Source organism: Streptococcus sanguinis, assembly GCF_050222175.1.
Lineage (GTDB): Bacteria > Bacillota > Bacilli > Lactobacillales > Streptococcaceae > Streptococcus > Streptococcus sanguinis_M.
This window is the reverse complement of the sequence record NZ_CP071420.1, coordinates 776,471-798,898: the sequence shown is the minus strand read 5'-3', so window position 1 is coordinate 798,898 and position 22,428 is coordinate 776,471. Positions and strand designations below refer to the sequence as shown.

Sequence of the window (22,428 nt, the reverse complement as noted above, 5' to 3'; positions counted from 1 at the left end):
TTTTTACCTCAAAAGAATCTTTAAGATTGATTTTAGAGCGAAAAAATATTTTGATTTAAATCAACTTTTTAGTAAAAATAGAAAAACAGCCATGGTCTTAGTCAAGCAGGCTGTTAAGAATCTTCTTTTGGTTATTAAAACAAGGATGGTTTTCTACAAAATCTGGGACCTCTTTCAGAGGCAACCAGACATGAGCATCTGTTTCGCCTTCCTGATAGCGGACTTGACTCTTATCGCCAGACACAAGCACTTCATAATAGTCGAAATGGCACTGATCTTTGACAGAGCACACCTGCTCCAAAAGTCTTATGCTGTCAGGAACCAAGCCTGTTTCCTCTTTTAATTCACGTAAGGCGGCTGTCTGGCTATCCTCTCCAGCCAGCACACTCCCTCCTGCTCCGAACTCATAATAGCCAGGATAAAGGCTTTTATTGGCTGACCGCCGCATAAAGAGAATATCACCATCCTGATGGCGAACCAAGACATTGACGCAGAGATGAAACTGTCCTTCAGGAATTTTTTCTCCTCGAACTAAGAGATGAGGGAGTTGATTTCGATTTAAGTCATAGGCATTCCAAACTTCTGTCATATTTCCTCCTTGAATAAATGCTTAGGATTTCGTTGAATTTTCCAGGTTTAGTCTATTTCAGTTTGAGATATAGATCGCTTTTTATAGTTAGAAAGATTGATTGAATGAGCTATAGAGTAGAGGATTGTATTTGAAACTAGCATACCAAAAATATAAAATAGGCTGTTAGGAAGGGAGTTTATAATTATTTGGATACCTCCAACAAAACCATAAATTATGAGAGTTAGAACTGGCAGAAATAAGATAGATACAAATCCTACTAAACGCTTTGAGCTTTGATCCGGAGGTAATACTTTCAAGAAAAAGAATAAATTCCACAGGCCAAATGGAAAAGCTAGAATACCTATAAAGAAAACAAACAAGCCAGCATATCCTCCTACTACCATGCCAGCAGCAAAAATAAGAACTATATGTAGAATTAAACTAATAATCAAGTACAGGAAAAATTTCCATAAATACACCGGTAAAGAGAATTGTTTCATAATACTGCCTTTCTAATCTTCAAAACGATCTGATAAATCAAGGGACTCAGCCTTTTCCATTTGTTTAGCTATATGTAGCTGCTCACGTGCTTTTTTAATAGAATAGGCTAAGAAATAAAGGGAAGTATTAACTAGAAGACAAATGAATAATATTGGAATCATGCTTTTAAAACTATTGAGCCAATTACTTAGACCATTTTCATGAGAAATATTCAAAAAGAAAACAGAAACTGCAATAAAAAGCGGATGCATGAAAATAGATAGTAGCAAAACACTTTTTTTCAGAGATTGACTAATTGGCGGTGTAAACAGAAAGAAGAAAAAATTTAAAAAACCATAGCTAAAAATCATCATCCCTAGAAAAGACACTGTCAGACTAGTACCATAGTTAAACTTAAGGAGAAAAGCCAGAAGACCAAGTCCTCCAAAACTAACAATATATGACAGAATAATATAAAGCAAGAACTTGAATGCATACCGTATGATTGAAAATTTTTTCATAAAATCATTCTCTCCTCTTCATCTAGTAAAAAATCGGGAGTGCATCCCGAAATTTTCTATTTTATTAAGAATTACCAAAACCAACCGTCTTTATCGTCTTTGATAGCTTCCGCTTCTTTTCGTTTGCGTGGGCCAGTTCCGTACATTTCTTCTTCTAAGTCTTCTTTATAAGGCATAACCATGGCCAGCAGGATATAGATGAGAATTCCCAAGCCGAAATTGACCACAGTAAAGATAATAAAGAGGAAGCGCACCAGGCTCAGATCAAAATCAAATTTATCAGACAGACCGGACAAGACACCGGAAATCAGTCGATTCTTTTTCAACTTATAGAATTTCACGTTCATGATAGAGACCTCAATGATCATATTTACTTTATTCTACCATATTTCATGAGAAAACAATCGGGCCAAAGGCTGATTATGGATTAGAATATTCATTCTTTTGAAAAAGAGAGTTCTTCAATGAACTCTCTTAATAATTATCAACCATTCTCCGACAAACGAAGCTTGCCCATACAGCGTCCGCAACGGTATTTTTGAAGATTGACTCTGCGTCTGCGACGGATAAGTGCTCCGCAGCGCAGGCATTCATAGATGAGAAAAGATTGCGAGTCGGACAAGGATGGAGCGTAGCGCAGACCATCAACTTTCTTGAGCAGTTCTTTAAAATCTTGATCCCCATGGCGGTAACCTTTGCCCTGATAATAGAGGTGATAGTGAGCCAGCTCATGGCGGACAATTTTTCGAAAGTTCTCCAACCCAAAAGTTTCATAGATTTTTGGGTTGAAATCCAGATGACCATCTTTAGGAAAGAAGCGTCCCCCTGTAGTGCGGAGACGCTTGTTCCAATAGGCTTGATGGCGGAATTCCCAGCCAAAATCTTCAGCTGAAACCCGCTTGACGTACTCAGTTAGATTCATTTGGTGCTATCAGAGAGAGGTTGACCTTCTCCCGCTCCACATCCAATTTATCCACCCAGACTGTGACTAAATCGCCAACAGATAGGACCTGACTAGGATGCTTGATATAGTCTGTGCTCAGCTTGGAGATATGAATAAGACCATCTTCGTGGATACCGATATCCACAAAGGCTCCGAAATCAACGACATTGCGGACGACCCCTTCCAGCTTTTGACCGATGCGCAGGTCCTTGATATCCAAGACATCCTGCCGCAGAACTGGTGCGTCAAAGGAATCTCGCAAATCCCGGCCAGGTTTGAGCAGATCCGCAATAATATCTTTGAGGGTTTCTTCTCCTAAGCCTAGCTCTGCAGCCAAACTAGCAGTCTGCACTGCTTTTAATTTGGCTTGGGCTGCTTCGTCCAAACTGCTAATTTCCAGACGCTTAAAGAGCTCCTCCACCGCCTTATAAGACTCTGGGTGAACGCCTGTATTGTCTAGCAGATTATCACTTTCGGGAATACGCAGGAAGCCGGCCGCCTGTTCAAAAGCCTTTGCGCCTAGACGAGGCACTTTCTTGATAGCCTCGCGAGACCGAATCAATCCTTCCGTTTCCCGGTACTTGACAATATTTTCTGAGATAGTTTTATTAAGACCAGCTACGTGAGCCAGAAGGGCAGGACTAGCGGTGTTGATATTAACACCAACTTGGTTAACCACGGTATCAACGACAAAGTCCAGGCTTTCAGAGAGCTTTTTCTGACTGACATCATGCTGGTACTGGCCAACTCCGATGGACTTAGGATCAATCTTAACCAGTTCAGCCAAAGGATCCTGCAATCGGCGGGCTATGGAAATAGCTGAACGCTTTTCAACAGTCAACTCTGGAAACTCATGGCGAGCCAGTTCACTAGCAGAGTAGACAGATGCTCCGCTTTCATTGACGATAACATAGCTGACTTCAGGAAAATCTTTCAGAACTTCCGCCACAAAGGCTTCGCTTTCTCGGCTGGCCGTTCCGTTTCCGATGGCGATGATTTCCACACTAAACTGCTCAATCAGCTCTGACAGTTCCTTCTTAGAAGCTTCAATCTGAGCTGGCTTTGCTGGTGGAACGGGATAGATAACATGAGTCGTCAGCATTTTTCCTGTCGCATCGACAACAGCTAGCTTGGCTCCTGTCCGAAAGGCTGGGTCAAAGCCCAGTACTACACGACCTTTGAGAGGAGCAATTAGGAGGAGATGGCGGAGGTTATCTGAAAAGAGTTGAATTGCTCCATCTTCAGCGGCCTCAGTCAGCTCGGTCCGAATACGACGCTCCATGGCTGGAATGATTTTCTTTTTAACCGCTTGCTGGATAGCTTCAATAATATAGGCATTTTTCACCTTGAAACGTACTTCAAAGAAGCGCAGAATTTTCTCAAGATTGTGTTCAAAACCAACCTTGAGAATACCTAGCTTCTCACCACGGTTAAGAGCCAAGGTACGGTAGCCTTGCATGGTCGCTACTTTTTCGGAAAAATCATAATAAATCTGGAAGACCCGCTTTTCATCCAAATCCCCGTCTTTGAGACTGGATACGATAGAAGAATTGGTCTGCATCTCATGGTAGGTCCAAGTCCGCAGCTTGGTATCTTCAGAAATTGCTTCAGTCAGAATATCCATTGCTCCAGCTAGAGCAGCTTCTGCTGTTGGAAAGGCTTCACTGGTAAGTTTCTCAGCTTCTTCCTGCAAATTAGCCGCATCCTGTAGGATTAAGCGGGCCAAAGGAAAGAGACCTGCTTCACGGGCAATAGTTGCCTTGGTACGGCGCTTCTCCTTGTAAGGCAGATAAAGCTCTTCCACATCTGCCAGCTTTTCAGCAGCTTCAATCTCAGAACGCAGAGCATCCGTTAGTTTTCCCTGTTCCTCAATCTTAGCTAAAACCGTTGCTTTACGCTCTGCCAAAGCAGTCATGCTCTTATCTAAGTCGATGATTGCCTTAATCTCGACTTCATCCAGATTTCCTGTCATTTCCTTACGGTAACGAGCAATAAAAGGAATCGTATTTCCCTCAGCAGTCAAATCTAGGACCTGTGACACTTGGCTTTCTTTAAGGCCCAATTTCTGGGCAATTTTTTCAATATTTATATTTTCCATAACAATCCTATTATATCACAAGTGCTTTGAAAGATAGGCTATTTTAGAACTATTTAGTACTATTTGTACAAAAAAATTTAGGGTAAATCAGCGACAAGAAGTCCCTTATGTTTCAAAATTTCATTTTTTGATGATTGGTAGTATAATAGAATTATTATTTTAGAAATGAGGTGCCTTTATGGCTGTTAAATTTACTAGATCAGACGATTTGGACAAGATGTTCGAGGAGTTTGCGACCCTGCCCAAGATGAAAAAGGTAGAGTTCCCTGAGGAAGACAAGAAAAAATCTAAAAACGAGAAGGATAAGAAAGAATGAGCTTCTTCTCTCAGCTACCGGCCAGTGTCCTGCAAGCTGGTGCCATCTTTCTCTCTATTATCATTGAAGCCCTGCCTTTTGTCTTGATTGGAAGTATCATTTCTGGCTTTATCGAGGTGTATGTCACGCCAGACAAGGTTTATCGTTTCCTACCCAAGAACAAATGGGCTCGGATTTTCTTTGGAAGTTTGGTTGGTTTTGTCTTCCCTTCTTGCGAGTGCGGAATCGTCCCTATTATAAACCGTTTTCTGGAAAAGAAAGTTCCCAGCTACACGGCTGTGCCTTTTCTGGTAACGGCTCCAGTCATCAACCCCATCGTGCTCTTTGCGACCTACTCAGCCTTTGGAAATTCCTTCCGAATGGCTCTGATTCGTGCTTTAGGTTCTATGGTCGTGGCTGTTCTTTTAGGGATTTTTCTGGGCTTCTTTGCGGATAGCAATATTCAAAAAGAAAATCGCAAAGCAGTCCATGAACATGACTTTTCACATCTCAGTAAGGGACAAAAGCTTTTTCAGGTCTTTGTGCAGGCCATTGACGAATTTTTCGATACAGGTCGTTATCTGGTTTTTGGCTGTCTCTTTGCCAGCCTAGTCCAGGTCTATGTGCCAACCAGAATCCTGACCTCCATCAGCTCAACACCAGCTGTTGCTATTCTTCTGCTCATGCTGCTGTCCTTCCTGCTCTCACTTTGCAGTGAAGCTGATGCTTTCATTGGAAGCTCCTTGATTGCTAGTTTCGGCTTATCGCCAGTCTTAGCTTTCTTGGTCATTGGGCCTATGCTAGATGTCAAGAATCTGCTGATGATGAAAAACTACTTTAAGACACGCTTTATCTGGCAATTTATCAGCCTGGTTACTGTCGTCGTCTTTCTTTACTCTTGGCTTGTGGGGGTAGTGCTATGATCCGATTTCTAATCTTAGTCGGCTACTTTGAGATCACCATGTACCTACAGCTGACAGGCAAGCTCAACCAATATATCAATCTCCACTACTCCTATCTGGCCTACTTGTCTATGATTTTGTCCTTTATCTTGGCAGTTGTGCAGCTGATCATCTGGATGAAAAAGATGGAGGTCCACAGTCATTTAAACACTCGCTGGGCCAAGTTAGGTAGCGTGCTTCTTCTTGTCATTCCACTTTTTGTGGGAATTTTCTTTCCAACTGTAACCTTGGATTCAACAACTGTTTCGGCTAAAGGATTTCATTTCCCGCTAGCTGAGGGAACTTCAACTGCTATTCAGCAGGACGAAGGCACTACCAGTCAATACCTGAAGCCTGACACTAGCACCTACTTTACCAAAGGGGCTTATGAAAAAGAAATGCGGGCAGCCGCCAAGAAATATGTCAAGCAAGATACCATTCAGGTCACAACTGAGAACTACATGGAAATCATGGAGGTCATCTATGATTATCCCGACGAGTTTGTAGGCAAAACGCTGGAGTTCACCGGCTTTGTCTACAATGACCCCAGCGACCAGAAGAGCCAATTTCTCTTTCGCTTCGGTATTATCCATTGTATCGCCGACTCAGGTGTCTATGGCCTCTTGACGACTGGAAATACCCAGCATTTCGAGAATAATACCTGGATTCATGCCAAGGGAAAAATTAATATGCACTACCATAAAAGTCTGGGACAAAGCCTGCCAACTCTAGAAGTTGAAAGCTTTGATAAGGTAGAAAAACCGGAAAATCCTTACGTTTATCGGGTATTTGAATAAAGAAAACGAGGCTGGCACAATTTTGTCTTAGCCTCATTTTTTGTATTTGAATATGTTTCAAGCAGTGGTCAATTTCTTTCTATTTATCTCCCTTTTCAGAAACCGAATTTCTGAATACAATCTTTAGAAAAATTGTGATAAAATAGAGACATCATTTAGAAAATAGGTATCAGGATGTCTTCAAAAGTTATTGTTACAATTTTCGGAGCCAGCGGTGACTTGGCAAAAAGAAAACTCTATCCATCCCTCTTCAGGCTCTATAAGTCTGGTAATCTTTCCAAGCATTTTGCAGTTATTGGAACCGCCCGCCGGCCTTGGAGCAAGGAGTATTTTGAGTCTGTCGTTGTCGAAGCAATCGCTGATTTAGCTGACAGCCCCGAGCAAGCCCAAGAGTTTGCCAGCCACTTCTATTATCAAAGTCATGATGTGCAGGATACTGACCACTACATTGAGCTGCGCAAGCTTCAAAACCGACTCAATGAGCAATACCAAGCCGAGCACAATAAACTCTTCTTCCTGTCCATGGCTCCGCAATTTTTCGGTACCATTGCCAAACACCTCAAGTCTGAAAACATCGTAGATGGCAAAGGATTTGAACGTCTGATTGTCGAAAAACCTTTCGGAACAGACTTGGCAACTGCCAGCCAACTTAACGAAGAACTCTTGGCTGCCTTTGACGAAGAGCAGATTTTCCGTATTGACCATTACCTAGGCAAGGAAATGATTCAGAGCATCTTTGCTATCCGCTTCGCCAATCTTCTCTTTGAAAACATCTGGAATCGTGACTACATTGACAATGTCCAGATTACCTTTGCAGAAAAGCTGGGGGTCGAAGAACGCGGCGGTTACTATGACCAGTCCGGTGCTCTGCGAGATATGGTGCAGAATCATACCTTACAGCTCCTGTCACTCTTAGCTATGGACAAGCCAAAAAGCTTCAGCAAAGAGGACATTCGGGCAGAGAAAGTAAAGGTTTTTGAACGCTTGGTGCAGCCCGATAAAGAAGACTTGAAACGCTTCTTTATACGCGGTCAGTATAAGTCAGGCACGGTCAAAGGTAAGAAATACATCTCCTACCGGAGTGAACCTAATGTCAATCCTGACTCCATGACTGAAACCTTTGCTTCAGGAGCTTTCTTCGTAAATAGCGAGCGTTTCTGTGATGTTCCATTTTTCTTCCGAACTGGTAAACGCCTCACTGAAAAAGGCACTCTTGTCAATATTGTCTTCAAGCAGATGGAGTCTATCTTTGGTGAGGAATTAGCCCCGAATGTTCTGACCATTCATATCCAGCCGACTGAGGGCTTCTCTCTTAGCATGAATGGCAAAGAGGTTGGCGAGCGCTTCAGCTTAGCTCCTCTCTCTCTGGACTATCGAACAGACGCAACAGCCAGCGGTGCTTCCCCTGATCCTTACGAAAAATTAATCTTTGACGTCCTTAACAATGACTCAACCAACTTCAGCCACTGGGATGAAGTCCGCTCCAGCTGGGAGCTGATTGATCAGATTGAAGAGCTCTGGCATAGCAATGAAGTGCCTCTTCATGAGTATCCTGTCGGTTCTATGGGACCAGATGCTTCCTTTGAACTCCTTAGAGAATTTGGAGCTGACTGGCAATGGTCTCCAAACAAATAAAATTTAAAAATTGTTCATAAAAAACCAGTACTCGTACTGGTTTTTTGTTTTATACTAAGCCTTCAAGCAGGCCTTTCATAAAGTTCTCTGAGTTGAACTCACCGATATCATCAATCTTTTCTCCAAAGCCAATCAGCTTCACTGGAATATCCAATTCCTGACGAATGGCTAGCACAACCCCGCCTCGGGCTGTTCCATCAATCTTCGTCAGTACAATTCCTGTGACTGGAGTAATTTTAGAAAATTCCTTGGCCTGAACCAGAGCATTCTGACCAGTTGAAGCATCGAGAGCTAGGAAAGTTTCATGCGGTGCTTCTGGATCCACTCGCTTAATAATACGGCCAATTTTCTCCAGCTCAGCCATGAGGTTGTCCTTATTTTGCAGGCGACCAGCCGTGTCAATCATAAGAACATCAACCTTCTCTGCCAGAGCACGCTCCATTCCGTCATAAACCACGCTAGCAGGATCGCTCTTCTCAGGCCCCGTTACTACTGGAACATCTACGCGCCGACCCCATTCAGCCAGCTGAGCCACTGCTCCAGCTCGGAATGTATCTGCTGCTACCAACATGACTTTCTTGCCTTGTTGTTTGTACTTATAGGCTAGTTTACCGATAGAGGTGGTTTTACCAACTCCGTTGACCCCGACAAAGAGCATGACAGTCAGTCCATTTTGGAAATTGATTTTTTCATTAAAGCGGCCATCTTTCTCATAAATGTCCACCAGTTTTTCTATAATCAGTTGACGCAGAGCAGCTGGTTTTTTAGCATTCTCCAGACGGGCTTCATAGCGTAGTTCCTCAGTCAGACTGGAAGCCACTTGAACCCCTACATCACTAGTGATGAGCAACTCTTCCAAGTCTTCGAAGAACTCTTCATCTACTGAGCGGAAATTAGCAAAGAAAGCATTGAGCCGTGCTCCAAATCCTGTCCGAGTCTTCTTTAGGCTGCGGTCATATTTTTCCTGAGTGGATTCCTCTTGAGGAAGATCAGTAGGCTCTTCTGTAGCTTCTGATTCTTCAGCAACATCAGCTGCTTGGTCGACCTGTTCTGATTCTGTTAGTGACTCAGCTTCTGTTTCTAGCTCGAACTCATTATTTGAATCAGTTCCCACCTCGTCATAGGAAGCAGCTTCATGTTCAATATGAGATGATGCTTTATCCGAAAGGTTTGTTTGTTCAACAACTTCTTCTATCGTTTCGTCACTGCTTTCAGGCTGGTGCTCTTCTAGAGTTTCTTCAGTCTGACTTGCTCCTTGAGCCACTTCTTGATTTTCTGCAATAATTTCTCTTTCATGCTCTGGCTCCTTGCTTTCTTCTTGGATAGCTTGAGATGCTGGCTCTTCAACATCAGCCAAACTATCTTTTGTATCCGAAATTTGGTCATCAAGTTGCTGCTCGCCTTGGTAGGACTGAACAGCTTTCGCTTCAAGATTTTCTCCTGCTTCTGGAGCAGGCGCTGTTTCTTCTTCAATCTCGCCAATATTTTCCAATGCTTCCTTGACAACTTCTTCGATCGGCGGTTCTTGCTTTTTTCGGCCAAAAAGGCGATCAAATAATCCCATCGGCTAATCCTCCTTTAGTACATATTCTTCAATAGCCCAAGCCACTGCATCCTCATCATTAGTCATAGGTGTCACCACATTGGCTGCTTCTTTAACAATGGCTACTGCATTCTGCATGGCCACTCCCAGACCAGCCCACTCAATCATAGACAGATCGTTGGCTTCATCACCACAGGCCATGACTTGACTTCTCTCAATACCTAAATGGGCAATCAGTTTCTCCAAACCATTAGCCTTATGGACATTTTTAGGGGACCACTCCAGCAAGCATTCTCTAGATTTAAAAATCTCATAGCGCTCAAATAATTCTGGAGAGATTTGCTCAATAGCAGCATCCAGTGGTTCTTGAGCATAAGCAGTGACACATTTATTATAAGTCTGCTGACTAGACAAATCACTGAAATCAATAGGCTCAAAGGTCAGAGCTGGATTGAACTGAGCATAAAGCGAGTCTTGATCGGACTGAATCTGATAGACAAGTCCTTCGCAGATAGCATCAAGCGGGATATGGAGCTTATCCGTCTCCTCGTAAATCCGAGCCACATCATCATAAGAAAAGACTGTTTTATCAAGAATTTCTCCAGTATTGCGCTGAACAAGACCACCATTAAAAGTAATGGTGTACTCATCCTCTCGACCGTCTGTTCCTAGCTCATGCAGGAAAAAGTCCATGGCTTTGAGGGGGCGACCCGTAGTCAGAACTACTTTAACTCCCTTGGCCTGAGCTGCTTTTAAAGCCGCTAAATTGCGGTCAGAAATCTTCTTGTCTGAAGTCAGGAGAGTTCCATCCAAGTCCAGAGCAATCAGTTTTATATCTGCCATTACAATCCCTCCATGTAAGTGATAACCGACTGAGCATCATGGTGGCCGATGACTTCCTTGGCGACTTCTAAAATCTCAGGGCGAGCATTTTCAGTCGCGATCGGATAGCCAGCCACCTGCATCATGTGCATATCGTTGAGATTATCGCCAAAAACCATAACCTGAGAAAGATCTATGTCTAGCTTCTTGGCCAGCTCGACAATGGCAACCCCCTTATCCACATGGTCCAGAACGATGTCAATGGACTTGTAGCCAGTTGTCATGGCCTTGACTCCATCGATATTCTCATTGACCCAAGCTTCACCAGCTGCGACTTGGTCCTCAGCAAAATTGGTCGTAAACTTGAAAATTTCATCGTCGATATCAGCCAGGCTAGCTACTTTTTGAATATTTTCATTATAATGAGCACTGAAAGAAAGATAGGTCGGATCCACAGTCTCCAAGACATAGCAGGCACGTTTGCCCGTCAAAAGCAGCTCGTTGACATTGACATAGGGAGATTCCTGCAGCTTGTCAAAAACATTGAGATAAAAATTCCGAGGCATGGTTGCTTCATAGAGATCCTCGCCGTGAAATTCCACTAAACTACCGTTTTCAGCAATAAAAATAATCTCATTGCGTACTTCCTCAAACAGCTTTTCCAGCGACAAGAGACCCCGTCCGCTGGCTACGGCAAAGTACATATCTTTTTCTTTGAAGCGAGCCAAAACTTGCTTGAGGCGGTCCATATCAAACTGACCTTTACTGTCCAAAAAGGTGCCATCCATATCCGTTGCTACTAATTTTATACTCATTTTACATACTTTCTAAATCTTTTAACTTGACCGAGACAATCTTGGAAACCCCAGATTCCTGCATGGTAACTCCGTAAATAGAGTCTGCAGCTGACATGGTTCCCTTACGGTGAGTGACCACGATGAATTGGCTGTCCTTGTCAAATCGATTGAGATAATCCCCAAAGCGTTTAACATTCGCTTCGTCCAGCGCTGCTTCGACCTCGTCCAAGATGACAAAAGGAATGGTCTTAACGCGGATGATAGAGAAGAGTAGAGCCAAAGCTGACAAGGCCTTCTCGCCACCGCTCATCAGATTAAGCGACTGGATTTTCTTTCCCGGTGGCTGCACGGAGATTTCTACACCAGCTGTCAGCAAGTCTCCCTCCGTCAATATCAGGTCTGCAGAACCACCGCCAAACATCTGTCGGAAAGTCACCTTGAAGCTTTCACGAATGGCTTCAAAGGTTGATTTAAAGCGTTCCTTGACTTCGTCATTCATCTCTTCAATCGTCTCTAAGAGCAGATTTTTGGCTGATAGGACATCGTCTCGCTGTTCGTTAAGGAAGTTCAAACGATTGCTGACTTCTTCAAACTGCTCAACTGCTTCCAGATTGACTGGACCTAAAGCTCGAATGGCTTTTTCCAAATCCTTCACCTGGCTTTCAGCAGCTGGCAAACTTTCTAACGGACGAGCCTGGCTGCTTGCTTCTTCGAAGCTCATCTGATAGTCATCTGTCAGATTGCTTGCCAGACGGCGCATGACATCCATGAGCTTATCCTTTTCTGCCTCTGCCTTGGCCTGCCGGCGAATCAATTCTTCATTTTGATGGCGGGCTTGCTCCAATCGACTGGCAATATCGTCAGACTGACCTTCCAGATCTTCAAGCTCAAATTTCAGACGAATCAGTCTTTGATCCAGGTCAGTCTTTTCTTGCTTGGCAGTGTCTAATTGCTCTTCCAAAATCGTAATGTCTACCTTTTGCAGGCTGGACTGCTCCTTTTGCTCCATCAAGAGCTCCAAGGTCGCCTGCTCTTTTGCAAGGCTGGCTTTTTCCTCGGACAGACGTTCCAAGTCATTCTTTTCAAAGCGTTGATTGGAGGTCAGCTCTGTTCGCTGGAGCTTGAGTTCAGCTAAACGAGAGGAAAGTTTGTCAAAACGAGCCTGAACTGCATCTTTGTTCGACTTAACCTGCTCTATTTCTGCAGTGATGTCCATTTTTTCTTGCTCAATTTCGGTCAAGCGGGTCTGCAGTCGGTCTTTCTCTTCTGAAATATCCAAACCAGACTGACCAGCCAACTCCTGTTCCTGTAGATTTTTCAGACTTGTGAGTTCTTCTACGCGCTTGGCTAACTGTTCGTAGGCTAGATTAGCCTTTTGTTCAGCCAAGCGAGCCTGCTCACCGTCTGTCTTGATTTGTTCCAATACCTGCTTGGCCTGACTTAGCTGGTTTTGCAGAATTTGCACTGCTTCTTCCTGCTCTTTCAAGCTGATATTTTTCTGCTTAATCTCTTCAAGCAAAGCATCTAGCTCCGGCTTGATAAAGATAGTATTGTTATTGCGGTTGGCACCACCAGCATAAGATCCGCCAGTCCGAAGCTCTGTTCCATCCAAAGTCACCATGCGAACCTGATAGCGCACTTGGCGAGCTGCTGCTCTGGCATGCTCCACTGTATTAAAAATAGCAGTCGTTCCCAGCAGATTTTGAAAAATGCTGTCTAACGATGACTCATAGCTGACCAGAGAAGAAGCCAGTCCCAGAAAACCAGCACTTTTTTCAATCGTAGCACGGTTATGGTCAGGCAGCTGACGCGGCTTGATAGTTGTTAAAGGCAGGAAGGTTGCTCGGCCAGCCCGATTTTTCTTCAGAAATTCGATAGCCCGAGTCGCAGCCGACTCATCTTCTACGATGATATTCTGACTGCTGGCTCCCAACGCAATTTCCAGCGCTGTCTGATAGTGGGGATCGAAGCCGAGCTTTTCGCTAACTGCTCCAACAATGCCACCCAGTCGACCCGCTTCCTGTAGCACACTCTTAACCCCAGCATAGAAGTTACTGTGATTTTTGAGAATGGCTTCTAAACTATTAGAACGTGCCTGCTTGTTTTTGAGGTCATCCAAAAGCTCAAACATCTTAGTCTGCTGATGCTTATAGTCAGCCTCTAGCTTCTCTACCAACTGGATCTGACTCTGGTAGTCAGCCAGTAGGCCCTTGAGGGCTTGGCGAGCAATTTCCAACTCCTCCAAACCAGCCTGCTCCTGAGTCTGACTAGCTTCCAAATCTCCTTGCAATTTAGCATAGTCTGCCTTCTTGCTCTCAGCCAATTTAAGCTCGCTAGCCAGCTGGCTCTCCAGAGAAGTCAAGTCATTAGAAAGATTTGCCTCTTCCTGCATGAGCTTGACATACTGCTCACGCAGATGTTCAATCAGCTGGTCTGGATCATCTGAAAAGTCTGCTAATTCTGCTTCCAAAGCAGCGATAGACTCCTCATTGTCACTCAGTTGGGCAGCTATTTGGCTCAATTCAGCCTGCTTGTCTTCTATGTTGCTTTCTATCTGAGCCAGTTTTTCTGATAGAGCAGCCAAGCGTTCTTCATTTTCCCGACGGCTCGTCGCTGCCTGGCTGGACTCCAGCTTAGAAAGGTCAATCTGCCGCTCCAAATCACTGATTAAGCGGGTTAATTCCAGCAAATTAGCTTGATCATCAGACAAAGTTTGATTGAGCTCATGGCGCTTGGCCTTCAAGGTTTGGTTTTCAACTTCCAGCTCATCGCGCTTGCTATAGTAGGCTGCTAGCTCCTGCTGGATATTCCTTAAATCTTCTTCAGCCTGAGTCAACTTTTCCTTATTAGCTGTCAGCTGAGCGACCAAAACATCCAAGTAAAGCTCTCGGCGCTGACCATCCAGACTCAAGAAGCGCTTAGCAGTTTCAGCCTGCTTCTCCAAGGGCTTGACCTGGCTCTCCAGCTCGTAGATAATATCTTCCAGCCGATCCAGATTATCCTGAGTTTGACTAAGTTTTCCTTCCGTTTCCTTACGACGTGTCTTATACTTAAGCACTCCAGCCGCCTCTTCAAAGATTGCCCGACGTTCCTCCGGCTTGCTGTTAAAGATTTCCTCAACCTTCCCTTGGGAAATGATGGAGAAAGAATCTCGTCCCAGCCCAGTATCCATGAAGAGATCATGGACATCGCGCAGACGGACTTTTTTGCCGTCAATCTTATACTCACTGTCACCGCTGCGGTAAATGTGACGCTCCACTCGAATCTCATTGGCAGCATCCTTGATAAATTGGTCACTGTTATCCAGAACCACTACCACTGATGCGTAATTAAGAGGCTTGCGGGTTTCTGTTCCCGCAAAAATCACATCGGGCATCTTGCCGCCCCGCAGACTTTTCACACTGGACTCTCCCAAGGCCCAGCGCAGGCTCTCCGTAATATTGGACTTGCCGGAACCATTTGGCCCAACAACCGCTGTCACTCCCTGATCAAAGACAACTTTAGTCTTATCAGCAAATGACTTGAAGCCCTGAATTTCAATTTCCTTTAAAAACATGAAGAACTTTCCTTTTCAAATGCGTTTTTAGCAGCTTCCTGCTCGGCCAGCTTTTTAGAACGCCCCTGGCCTTGACCGGACTTGCGGCCATTGATGAGAACAGCCACTTCGAAATTTTTGGCATGAGCCGGCCCTGTCTCAGACACGACCTGATAGGCAATTTCCACATCACCATTAATCTGCAGCAACTCTTGCAGCTTGGTCTTATAGTCCGTCACCCGCTCAAAATCTCCCGCTTCCACCTTGGGAATCATGACTTGATAGAGAAAGCTTTTGACTGCTTCCACACCCTTATCTAAGAGCAAAGCGCCTAAAAAGGCCTCAAACAAATCTCCTAAAATCGTATCACGATTCCGGCCACCAGACTTCTCCTCTCCACGTCCCAGCTTGATAAACTGATCAAACTGACAATCTCGGGCAAAGCCTGCCAAGCTCTCCTCCCGAACAATCATGGAACGCAGCTTAGACAGGTCTCCCTCTGGCCTCTTAGGATACTTGGTATAAAGATACTCCGAAATAATCAGTTGCAGAACAGCGTCTCCTAAAAATTCCAAGCGTTCATTGTGTGAAATTTTTAAGAGGCGGTGCTCATTGGCATAGCTCGTATGGGTAAAAGCCGTTTCCAACAAGGTCTCGTCAGAGAAAACCAAGTCAAACTGCTCCAGCAATGCTTTTTTCAAATTTTCCATTACTATTTTATATCATGCTGGCTTCAGTCAGATAAGCAGCATGATACCTTTTCCTTTCCAAAGATATACAGTCTCTATTATAACAAAAAACAGGCGCAAACGCACCTGCTGAAAGTGATTTCTATTCCTTATCCGGAATTACTTTAAACAAATAATAGGTGATAAAAACAGTCAGACCCAACAGACCAATCTTGACCCAAATAATAGGCGCCAGGAAAATGGAAATCCCCATCAAGATATAGATGGAAACAATAATCTTTTTCTTACGCTCCTTGGCAATCGTTCCCGTCTCTCGAAAATCCGCCACATAAGTCTGATACATCTTGGTATGATAGAGCCAATTCTCAAAACGCTTGGAACTGCGCGAAAAGCAGGCAATGGACAAGAGAAGAAATGGTGTCGTCGGCAGTAGAGGCAGAAAAATCCCCAAAACTCCTAACCCTAAAGATAATAGACCTACCACAAAGTAAATTGGCCGCATACAAGCTCCTTTACAAAATAAAACCGTTGCTTTTTAAATATTTAATGGATACTGCACTAGAGCAAGAAAACCAAATTTTTTAGTTCGATTTTTAAATTCTCGTCAAAGGCGTTGCGGTATCAGGCGAGGTATCATAGACCTGGAAATCGTGGCCGACTGCCATATCGGCTTGAGCCAGTTGATTGACCATGGTCATGTGGGCCAATTCTTTGATATTATTTTCCTTACTGAGATGTCCCAGATAGATTCGCTTGGTGCGATTGCCCAGAGTCCGAATCATGGTCTCCGCTCCGTCTTCATTGGACAGGTGGCCCATATCCGATAGAATCCGCTGCTTGAGACTCCATGGATAGGCGCCGCTGCGGAGAATTTCAATATCATGGTTGCTCTCAATCAGGTAAGCATCGGCATTTTCGATAATCCCAGCCATCCGATCACTGACATAGCCCGTATCCGTCAGCATGACAAAGCTTTTGTCATCCTTCATAAAGCGGTAAAATTGCGGACAGGCTGCGTCATGACTGACACCAAAGCTCTCCACATCCAAGTCTCCAAAGGTCTTGGTCTTGCCCAATTCAAAGATATGCTTTTGACTAGCATCCAGCTTGCCCAGGTCCTTTTCCATAGCCTTCCAAGTGGCCTCATTAGCATAAATATCCAGATGATACTTGCGAGCCAATACACCAACACCATGAATGTGATCCTTGTGCTCATGAGTCACTAAAATAGCATCCAAATCCTCAGGCTTGCGGTCAATTTCGCCCAACAAGCTAGTAATTTTTTTCCCTGATAAGCCAGCGTCAACCAGAATCCGCTTTTGGTCTGTTTCCAGATAGAAACAATTACCGCTTGATCCTGACGCCAGAATACTGTATTGAAATCCTTTAGTCATGTTTACTTTCTATATATCTTCATTATCCCAGTCGTCATCCCGGACACCATCATTCTCATAAGGCAAGACAATGGTAAAGGTCGATCCCACACCATACTCACTCTTAGCCCAAATAAAGCCCTGATGCTGCTTGATAATTTCCTTGGCAATAGCCAGCCCTAGACCCGTTCCACCCTGTGCACGGCTGCGTGCCTTGTCCACTCGATAAAAGCGGTCAAAAATCTTAGGCAGGTCCTGCTTGGGAATCCCCAGACCTTCATCCGCAATCGAGAGAATCAACTGCTCATCAGTTGTCTTGATGGAAACAGTAATGGTTCCACCATCTGGCGAATACTTGATGGCATTGTTCATGATATTATCAATCACCTGGGTCAGCTTATCTGTATCAATCTCTACCCAAATCGGTGTTATCGGATAATCACGGATAATCTCATATTTCTTGGTTTCGTCTTGATTTTTTATCTTGTCAAAGCGATTGAGGATAAAGGTGATAAAGGCCGTGAAATTCGTCAGCTCCACTTCCAGATGACTGGTCTCATTATCAATACGAGACAGACTAAGTAGGTCCGTCACCATCCGCATCATGCGGTTGGTTTCATTGAGTGATACCTTGACAAAGTCCGGCGCTACTGGCTCAGACAAGGCTCCCTCATCCAAGGCTTCCAGATAGGACTTAACACTGGTCAGCGGAGTCCGCAACTCATGGCTGACGTTGGAGACAAAGAGGCGACGCTCCCGCTCTTCCTTGTCCTGCTCTGTCGTGTCGTGCAAGACAGCCACCAAACCAGAAATGAAGCCCGACTCCCGCCTTACCAAGGCAAAGCGAACCCGCAAGCTCAAATACTCACCATTTTCATCCTGAGAATCAATCGTCAGCTCAGGAACATTGGTAATCAAGTCGCGCAAATCATACTCGTCTGAAATCGAAAGCAGATCCAAAATACTCATATTTTGGACCTCATCTCTCTTAACTCCCAACTGCTTGGTTGCCATATCGTTGATAGTGATAATCTGCCCCCGGCGGTTAGTCGCGAGCACGCCATCTGTCATATAGGACAGGATACTGGAAAGGCGTTTTGTTTCTTGCTCAAGGTTTTCATGTGTCAGTCGAATGACCTCTGAAAGATCATTGATACTGTTGGTCATATCTGTGATTTCTGGACTTCCCTGCATGTCCAGCACTTCAGAATAGTCCCCTGCAATCAAATCTTTAACCTTCTGATTAAGCTGTACAAGCTTTTGGTTATCGCGGCGATTTTCCAATAAAAGCAAGGCAACAACTACAATGAAGCCGATAATAATGATTGCAAAGACAAAATCCGCAGAAATCACAAATTGTTTAATTGCTTCAATCATTATTTCTCATATAGTAGCCAACTCCGCGGCGAGTCAAGATATACTCAGGTCGGCTTGGCGTATCTTCAATCTTTTCACGCAGGCGGCGAATGGTCACATCCACTGTACGGACATCGCCAAAATAGTCATAGCCCCATACTGTTTCCAGCAAGTGCTCACGTGTCATGACCTGACCGATATGTGTCGCCAAATGGTGAAGCAGTTCAAACTCACGGTGGGTCAGCTCCAGCTCCTTGCCATGCTTCTTAGCTACAAAAGCATCTGGCAAAATCTGCAGTTCCCCAATGGTCAACTCGTTCGGGCCACTTTCTTCTACTTGATTTTCCACAACAAGGTCTGCCCGACGAAGAAGTGCCTTGACACGCGCCTGCAGCTCACGATTTGAGAAAGGCTTGGTCACATAGTCATCTGCACCGATTTCAAGGCCGATAACCTTGTCAAACTCACTGTCCTTAGCAGACAATACAATAATCGGAACATTGCTGGTCTTGCGAATAGTCCTAGCAACTTCCAGTCCGTCCACTTCTGGCAACATCAAGTCCAGAATCAAGATGTCTGGCTGTTCTGCCTCAAACATTTCCAAGGCTTCCTTACCATCAAAAGCAGTCAAAACCTCATAGCCTTCCTTGGCCATATTAAACTTAATAATATCTGAGATTGGTTTCTCATCATCTACAACTAATATTTTCTTCATATGTTCACCTTAACATAAGATTGGGATTGAATCAACTCCATGATAGAAAAGTTGTGACATAGTCAGCTAAGTCGTCCTGCATCAACACGTGCAAAAGGCAATCTAGTTTGCCTAGCTAGACTCCCAATCCAATTTTATTTATTTATATAGTCTTATTATACCAAAGTTTTCTTAAAAAACACTAATTCAAGCCATTTTTATTCCACATTTGTAGAAAATGGACAATTCTCATCCAAAAAATTTTTCTCTGAATGGAAATACTCATTTTTATTCAATTTGACAGTTTATTTATTCTATGGTAAAATCTATGTCATATTATCTAACACAAAGGAGAAAGATATGGCTTTAGTTGAATTTAAAAATGTCGAAAAGTATTACGGAGACTACCATGCTCTGCGCAATATCAATCTCAGTTTTGAAAAAGGGCAAGTAGTTGTACTACTGGGACCATCCGGCTCAGGAAAATCTACTCTTATCCGTACAATCAACGCTTTAGAAGGTATTGATCAGGGAAGCCTGATCGTCAATGGCCACGAGGTCGCGAACACTGCTGCTAAAGATTTGGTCAACTTACGCAAAGAAGTCGGAATGGTCTTTCAACATTTTAATCTTTACCCCCACAAAACGGTGTTAGAAAATGTTACCTTGGCACCTATTAAAGTTCTAGGAATGGATAAACAAGAAGCTAAAAAAATCGCTCAAAAATATCTAGAATTTGTCAACATGTGGGACAAGAAAGACTCTTATCCAGGCATGCTGTCCGGTGGACAAAAGCAAAGGATTGCCATTGCCCGCGGTTTAGCTATGCATCCTGAGCTCTTGCTCTTTGATGAACCGACTTCTGCCCTGGACCCTGAAACAATCGGGGATGTTCTGGCCGTTATGCAAAAATTAGCCAAAGACGGCATGAACATGATTGTGGTTACACACGAAATGGGCTTTGCCCGTGAGGTTGCTGACCGTATTATCTTCATGGCAGACGGTGAGGTGCTAGTGGATACTACTGATGTTGATGCTTTCTTTGACAATCCTACCGAACCTCGCGCTAAGCAGTTTCTCAGTAAAATTATCAACCATGAGAGTGATAACGTGCTTTCTTAAAAAGGAGAAGACCTATGAAACTACAAAAAATACTCATTAGCCTACTCTTACTCCTTCTGACTCTAGGCTTTATTAATGCTGTTCCCGCACAAGCCGATTCCACTACCAGCCAACAGGTCAAGGCCATCCAGAAACGCGGAGTCCTCAATGTCGGTGTCAAGCAGGATGTACCTAACTTTGGTTACCTCAATCCTGATAGCAATACATATAGCGGTTTAGAAATCGATATTGCAAAAAAGATTGCCAAGGAACTAGGCGTCAAAATCAACTACGTTCCAGTTACCGCACAAACCCGCGGACCACTTCTGGACAACGGACAAGTTGACATGGTCATTGCGACCTTTACCATCACAGATGAACGTAAGGAAATCTATAATTTCACAACCCCTTACTACACTGATGCTTCTGGTTTTCTAGTTAATAAATCCAGCAAAATTACAGACGTCAAGGACTTGAATAACAAGACTATCGGCGTTGTTCAAGGCTCTATCACTCAGACCTTGCTGGAAGAAATCGCCCAAGAGAAAAAACTCAACTTCAAATATGTGGAGTTAGGTTCTTATCCGGAGCTTGCTGTTTCCTTGCGGGCTCACCGTATTGATGCCATTTCTGTTGACAAGTCAATCCTAACCGGCTATGTAAGCTCCAAGTCAAACATTCTGGATTACAGCTTCAAAAAAGCCGATTATGGTGTGGTAACAAAAAAATCCAATACTCAATTGAATGACTATGTAGATGGCCTAATCTCTAAATGGAAAGAAAACGGCAGTCTGCAGAAAATTTATGACAAATATGATTTAAAACCATCTTCTTCAACAGATGATTAGAAAGGAGACCCCATGAGTTTTAGTATTTCTTCTTGGCAGGCCTACTTTGCGGACTTTGGCAAGTTTTTCCAAGGATTCCTATTTACCTTGGCTATTTCTATTGGTGCCCTGACCTTGGCTCTTTTACTAGGGATTTTCTTTGGAGCTATCAGCACAGGTAAGCATAAAGTTCTACGTGGTCTAGCTCGTGTTTTTGTTGAGTTTTATCAGAACACACCACTCTTAGTGCAATTTGTAATTGTCTTTTACGGTCTTCCGCTAGTCAGCAATTACACCATCATGCCCTCAATCTATTGGACTGCGGTTCTCTGTGTGGGACTGTATCACGGTGCTTATATCGCCGAAGTTATCCGCTCAGGTATCCAGTCCATTCCTCGCGGGCAGACTGAAGCTGCACTATCTCAGGGCTTTACCTATGTAGAAACCATGCGATACATCATCCTGCCCCAAGCTTTTCGGATTATCCTGCCACCGCTAATCAATCAGATCGTCAATCTGATAAAAAACACTTCTACCGTCGCTATTATCTCTGGTATGGATCTGATGTTCGTGACCAAGTCTTGGTCTGCTCTGAACTCCAACTACATCCCAGCCTTTACTGGAGCAGCTTTGCTCTACTTCCTCCTTTGTTTCCCAATCGCTAGCTGGGGACGTAAGGTAGAGGAAGCCAATAAACAAGCTTACAGCATCTAAGGAGGTCTCTATGGAAAATATTTTAAAAGTCTTAACCACAAACAACCTCCTCTTTATCCTTAAGGGGCTCTGGCTGACGCTGCAAATTTCTTTCATTTCCATTGTCCTATCCACGATTTTTGGAACTATTCTAGCCGTCATGAGAAACGGAAAAAATAAACTGCTCAAGCTGATTGCTAGCATTTATATCGAATTTGTCCGTAATGTACCTAATCTGCTCTGGATTTTCACCATCTTTTTAGTCTTTCAGATTAAGTCAACACCAGCCGGTATCATCAGCTTCACTGTCTTTACTTCTGCTGCTTTGGCAGAAATTATCCGGGGCGGCCTCAATGCCATTGATCCAGGTCAGACTGAAGCTGGCTTATCTCAAGGATTTACCCAGTTTCAGATACTGAGTTATATCATCCTACCTCAGGCTATTCGAAAAATGCTGCCAGCCATCATTTCTCAGTTTGTAACAGTGATTAAGGATACCAGCCTGCTCTATTCTGTTATTGCGCTCCAAGAACTCTTTGGTTCTGCTCAAATTCTAATGGGACGCTATTTTGAAGCTGAACAGGTCTTCGCACTCTACCTACTAGTAGCAGCCATTTATTTCCTGATTAACTTCGCTATTTCCAGCTTCTCGCGTAAGCTATCCCAACGCTGGGCTCAAGCTGCAGAATAAGTAGCTTAAATACAGACCTACTGTGC

23 protein-coding genes are annotated in these 22,428 nt (G+C 43.8%); 8 read left to right on the top strand and 15 right to left on the bottom strand.

All coding sequences use genetic code 11. The annotated features are described in order from the left end of the window. Positions 1-97 precede the first annotated feature (97 nt). The 6 genes from J1C91_RS04070 to J1C91_RS04045 form a co-directional block, all read right to left on the bottom strand. Complete coding sequence (locus J1C91_RS04070; RefSeq protein ID WP_002909312.1) at positions 98-589, bottom strand: NUDIX hydrolase; 492 nt, start codon at positions 587-589, stop codon at positions 98-100. Between the two features lie 47 nt (positions 590-636). After that, on the bottom strand, positions 637-1,071 hold the full coding sequence (locus J1C91_RS04065) for a hypothetical protein (RefSeq protein ID WP_002909311.1): 435 nt from the start codon (positions 1,069-1,071) through the stop codon (positions 637-639). Between the two features lie 12 nt (positions 1,072-1,083). Next, positions 1,084-1,572: a hypothetical protein gene (locus tag J1C91_RS04060; RefSeq protein WP_002909310.1), complete on the bottom strand. Its 489-nt coding sequence runs from the start codon at positions 1,570-1,572 to the stop codon at positions 1,084-1,086. A gap of 71 nt (positions 1,573-1,643) precedes the next feature. Then, positions 1,644-1,919, bottom strand: coding sequence for a PspC domain-containing protein (locus J1C91_RS04055; RefSeq protein WP_049540665.1), 276 nt, complete (start codon positions 1,917-1,919; stop codon positions 1,644-1,646). A gap of 137 nt (positions 1,920-2,056) precedes the next feature. Beyond that, complete coding sequence (locus J1C91_RS04050) at positions 2,057-2,494, bottom strand: SprT family protein (protein WP_125438142.1); 438 nt, start codon at positions 2,492-2,494, stop codon at positions 2,057-2,059. After that, positions 2,481-4,613 (bottom strand): Tex family protein, encoded by a 2,133-nt coding sequence (locus J1C91_RS04045; protein WP_125438145.1) that lies wholly within the window; start codon positions 4,611-4,613, stop codon positions 2,481-2,483. The genes J1C91_RS04050 and J1C91_RS04045 overlap by 14 nt, the downstream gene beginning before the upstream one ends. A 178-nt stretch (positions 4,614-4,791) precedes the next feature. Between J1C91_RS04045 and J1C91_RS04040 the strand changes: the two genes are divergently transcribed. The 4 genes from J1C91_RS04040 to zwf all read left to right on the top strand — a co-directional run bounded on the left by J1C91_RS04040 (position 4,792) and on the right by zwf (position 8,281). After that, the gene (locus J1C91_RS04040; protein ID WP_002909307.1) at positions 4,792-4,929 is read left to right on the top strand and encodes an SPJ_0845 family protein; all 138 of its coding nucleotides are present in this window, start codon (positions 4,792-4,794) and stop codon (positions 4,927-4,929) included. Then, on the top strand, positions 4,926-5,831 hold the full coding sequence (locus J1C91_RS04035; RefSeq protein ID WP_004190868.1) for a permease: 906 nt from the start codon (positions 4,926-4,928) through the stop codon (positions 5,829-5,831). The genes J1C91_RS04040 and J1C91_RS04035 overlap by 4 nt, the downstream gene beginning before the upstream one ends. Further along, positions 5,828-6,646, top strand: a complete 819-nt coding sequence (locus J1C91_RS04030; protein WP_004190865.1) for a TIGR03943 family putative permease subunit — start codon at positions 5,828-5,830, stop codon at positions 6,644-6,646. Before J1C91_RS04035 ends, J1C91_RS04030 begins: the two co-directional genes overlap by 4 nt. 174 nt (positions 6,647-6,820) lie before the next feature. Continuing rightward, positions 6,821-8,281 carry a glucose-6-phosphate dehydrogenase gene (gene zwf, locus J1C91_RS04025; RefSeq protein ID WP_002909305.1) on the top strand — a complete coding sequence of 487 codons (1,461 nt, stop codon included), beginning with the start codon at positions 6,821-6,823 and terminating at the stop codon, positions 8,279-8,281. A 49-nt stretch (positions 8,282-8,330) separates the two neighbouring features. Here the strand turns inward: zwf and ftsY are convergent, their stop codons facing one another. The 9 genes from ftsY to yycF all read right to left on the bottom strand — a co-directional run bounded on the left by ftsY (position 8,331) and on the right by yycF (position 19,111). Further along, positions 8,331-9,845, bottom strand: coding sequence for a signal recognition particle-docking protein FtsY (gene ftsY, locus J1C91_RS04020; protein WP_002909304.1), 1,515 nt, complete (start codon positions 9,843-9,845; stop codon positions 8,331-8,333). Between the two features lie 3 nt (positions 9,846-9,848). Beyond that, positions 9,849-10,667 (bottom strand): Cof-type HAD-IIB family hydrolase, encoded by an 819-nt coding sequence (locus J1C91_RS04015; protein WP_125438148.1) that lies wholly within the window; start codon positions 10,665-10,667, stop codon positions 9,849-9,851. Then, the gene (locus J1C91_RS04010) at positions 10,667-11,461 is read right to left on the bottom strand and encodes a Cof-type HAD-IIB family hydrolase (protein ID WP_002906098.1); all 795 of its coding nucleotides are present in this window, start codon (positions 11,459-11,461) and stop codon (positions 10,667-10,669) included. Before J1C91_RS04010 ends, J1C91_RS04015 begins: the two co-directional genes overlap by 1 nt. Before the next feature lies 1 nt (position 11,462). Further along, on the bottom strand, positions 11,463-14,999 hold the full coding sequence (gene smc / locus J1C91_RS04005) for a chromosome segregation protein SMC (protein ID WP_002909300.1): 3,537 nt from the start codon (positions 14,997-14,999) through the stop codon (positions 11,463-11,465). Then, on the bottom strand, positions 14,990-15,688 hold the full coding sequence (rnc, locus tag J1C91_RS04000) for a ribonuclease III (RefSeq protein ID WP_002903151.1): 699 nt from the start codon (positions 15,686-15,688) through the stop codon (positions 14,990-14,992). The genes smc and rnc overlap by 10 nt, the downstream gene beginning before the upstream one ends. A 121-nt stretch (positions 15,689-15,809) precedes the next feature. Continuing rightward, a complete protein-coding gene (locus tag J1C91_RS03995) occupies positions 15,810-16,169 on the bottom strand; it encodes a YbaN family protein (RefSeq protein ID WP_002903152.1) in 360 nt (119 codons plus the stop codon). A 91-nt stretch (positions 16,170-16,260) separates the two neighbouring features. Continuing rightward, positions 16,261-17,061 carry an MBL fold metallo-hydrolase gene (locus tag J1C91_RS03990; RefSeq protein WP_125438151.1) on the bottom strand — a complete coding sequence of 267 codons (801 nt, stop codon included), beginning with the start codon at positions 17,059-17,061 and terminating at the stop codon, positions 16,261-16,263. 9 nt (positions 17,062-17,070) lie between these two features. Then, positions 17,071-18,417 carry a cell wall metabolism sensor histidine kinase VicK gene (vicK, locus tag J1C91_RS03985; protein ID WP_002894938.1) on the bottom strand — a complete coding sequence of 449 codons (1,347 nt, stop codon included), beginning with the start codon at positions 18,415-18,417 and terminating at the stop codon, positions 17,071-17,073. Further along, positions 18,410-19,111: a response regulator YycF gene (yycF, locus tag J1C91_RS03980; protein ID WP_002894937.1), complete on the bottom strand. Its 702-nt coding sequence runs from the start codon at positions 19,109-19,111 to the stop codon at positions 18,410-18,412. The genes vicK and yycF overlap by 8 nt, the downstream gene beginning before the upstream one ends. A gap of 339 nt (positions 19,112-19,450) precedes the next feature. Here yycF and J1C91_RS03975 point away from each other — a divergent pair, with 339 nt between their 5' ends. The 4 genes from J1C91_RS03975 to J1C91_RS03960 are packed head-to-tail and all read left to right on the top strand — an operon-like array spanning position 19,451 to position 22,402. After that, the gene (locus J1C91_RS03975) at positions 19,451-20,212 is read left to right on the top strand and encodes an amino acid ABC transporter ATP-binding protein (RefSeq protein WP_002913381.1); all 762 of its coding nucleotides are present in this window, start codon (positions 19,451-19,453) and stop codon (positions 20,210-20,212) included. A 14-nt stretch (positions 20,213-20,226) separates the two neighbouring features. Next, positions 20,227-21,039 (top strand): transporter substrate-binding domain-containing protein, encoded by an 813-nt coding sequence (locus J1C91_RS03970; protein WP_125438154.1) that lies wholly within the window; start codon positions 20,227-20,229, stop codon positions 21,037-21,039. A gap of 12 nt (positions 21,040-21,051) precedes the next feature. Continuing rightward, on the top strand, positions 21,052-21,732 hold the full coding sequence (locus J1C91_RS03965; protein ID WP_125438157.1) for an amino acid ABC transporter permease: 681 nt from the start codon (positions 21,052-21,054) through the stop codon (positions 21,730-21,732). Between the two features lie 10 nt (positions 21,733-21,742). Continuing rightward, positions 21,743-22,402, top strand: coding sequence for an amino acid ABC transporter permease (locus J1C91_RS03960; RefSeq protein ID WP_125438160.1), 660 nt, complete (start codon positions 21,743-21,745; stop codon positions 22,400-22,402). The last annotated feature ends 26 nt before the right edge of the window (positions 22,403-22,428 follow it).

Bases quoted from the DNA above. Each gene is read 5' to 3' on its own strand.
- J1C91_RS04040 (WP_002909307.1), top strand. From the start codon at position 4,792: ATGGCTGTTAAATTTACTAGATCAGACGATTTGGACAAGATGTTCGAG.
- J1C91_RS03995 (WP_002903152.1), bottom strand. From the start codon at position 16,169: ATGCGGCCAATTTACTTTGTGGTAGGTCTATTATCTTTAGGGTTAGGA.
- smc (WP_002909300.1), bottom strand. From the start codon at position 14,999: ATGTTTTTAAAGGAAATTGAAATTCAGGGCTTCAAGTCATTTGCTGAT.
- J1C91_RS04030 (WP_004190865.1), top strand. From the start codon at position 5,828: ATGATCCGATTTCTAATCTTAGTCGGCTACTTTGAGATCACCATGTAC.
- J1C91_RS04070 (WP_002909312.1), bottom strand. From the start codon at position 589: ATGACAGAAGTTTGGAATGCCTATGACTTAAATCGAAATCAACTCCCT.
- J1C91_RS04050 (WP_125438142.1), bottom strand. From the start codon at position 2,494: ATGAATCTAACTGAGTACGTCAAGCGGGTTTCAGCTGAAGATTTTGGC.
- J1C91_RS04065 (WP_002909311.1), bottom strand. From the start codon at position 1,071: ATGAAACAATTCTCTTTACCGGTGTATTTATGGAAATTTTTCCTGTAC.
- J1C91_RS03960 (WP_125438160.1), top strand. From the start codon at position 21,743: ATGGAAAATATTTTAAAAGTCTTAACCACAAACAACCTCCTCTTTATC.
- J1C91_RS03970 (WP_125438154.1), top strand. From the start codon at position 20,227: ATGAAACTACAAAAAATACTCATTAGCCTACTCTTACTCCTTCTGACT.
- J1C91_RS03975 (WP_002913381.1), top strand. From the start codon at position 19,451: ATGGCTTTAGTTGAATTTAAAAATGTCGAAAAGTATTACGGAGACTAC.
- J1C91_RS04010 (WP_002906098.1), bottom strand. From the start codon at position 11,461: ATGAGTATAAAATTAGTAGCAACGGATATGGATGGCACCTTTTTGGAC.
- J1C91_RS03990 (WP_125438151.1), bottom strand. From the start codon at position 17,061: ATGACTAAAGGATTTCAATACAGTATTCTGGCGTCAGGATCAAGCGGT.
- J1C91_RS04035 (WP_004190868.1), top strand. From the start codon at position 4,926: ATGAGCTTCTTCTCTCAGCTACCGGCCAGTGTCCTGCAAGCTGGTGCC.
- vicK (WP_002894938.1), bottom strand. From the start codon at position 18,417: ATGATTGAAGCAATTAAACAATTTGTGATTTCTGCGGATTTTGTCTTT.
- J1C91_RS04055 (WP_049540665.1), bottom strand. From the start codon at position 1,919: ATGAACGTGAAATTCTATAAGTTGAAAAAGAATCGACTGATTTCCGGT.
- J1C91_RS04015 (WP_125438148.1), bottom strand. From the start codon at position 10,667: ATGGCAGATATAAAACTGATTGCTCTGGACTTGGATGGAACTCTCCTG.
- rnc (WP_002903151.1), bottom strand. From the start codon at position 15,688: ATGGAAAATTTGAAAAAAGCATTGCTGGAGCAGTTTGACTTGGTTTTC.
- J1C91_RS04060 (WP_002909310.1), bottom strand. From the start codon at position 1,572: ATGAAAAAATTTTCAATCATACGGTATGCATTCAAGTTCTTGCTTTAT.
- zwf (WP_002909305.1), top strand. From the start codon at position 6,821: ATGTCTTCAAAAGTTATTGTTACAATTTTCGGAGCCAGCGGTGACTTG.
- yycF (WP_002894937.1), bottom strand. From the start codon at position 19,111: ATGAAGAAAATATTAGTTGTAGATGATGAGAAACCAATCTCAGATATT.
- J1C91_RS04045 (WP_125438145.1), bottom strand. From the start codon at position 4,613: ATGGAAAATATAAATATTGAAAAAATTGCCCAGAAATTGGGCCTTAAA.
- J1C91_RS03965 (WP_125438157.1), top strand. From the start codon at position 21,052: ATGAGTTTTAGTATTTCTTCTTGGCAGGCCTACTTTGCGGACTTTGGC.
- ftsY (WP_002909304.1), bottom strand. From the start codon at position 9,845: ATGGGATTATTTGATCGCCTTTTTGGCCGAAAAAAGCAAGAACCGCCG.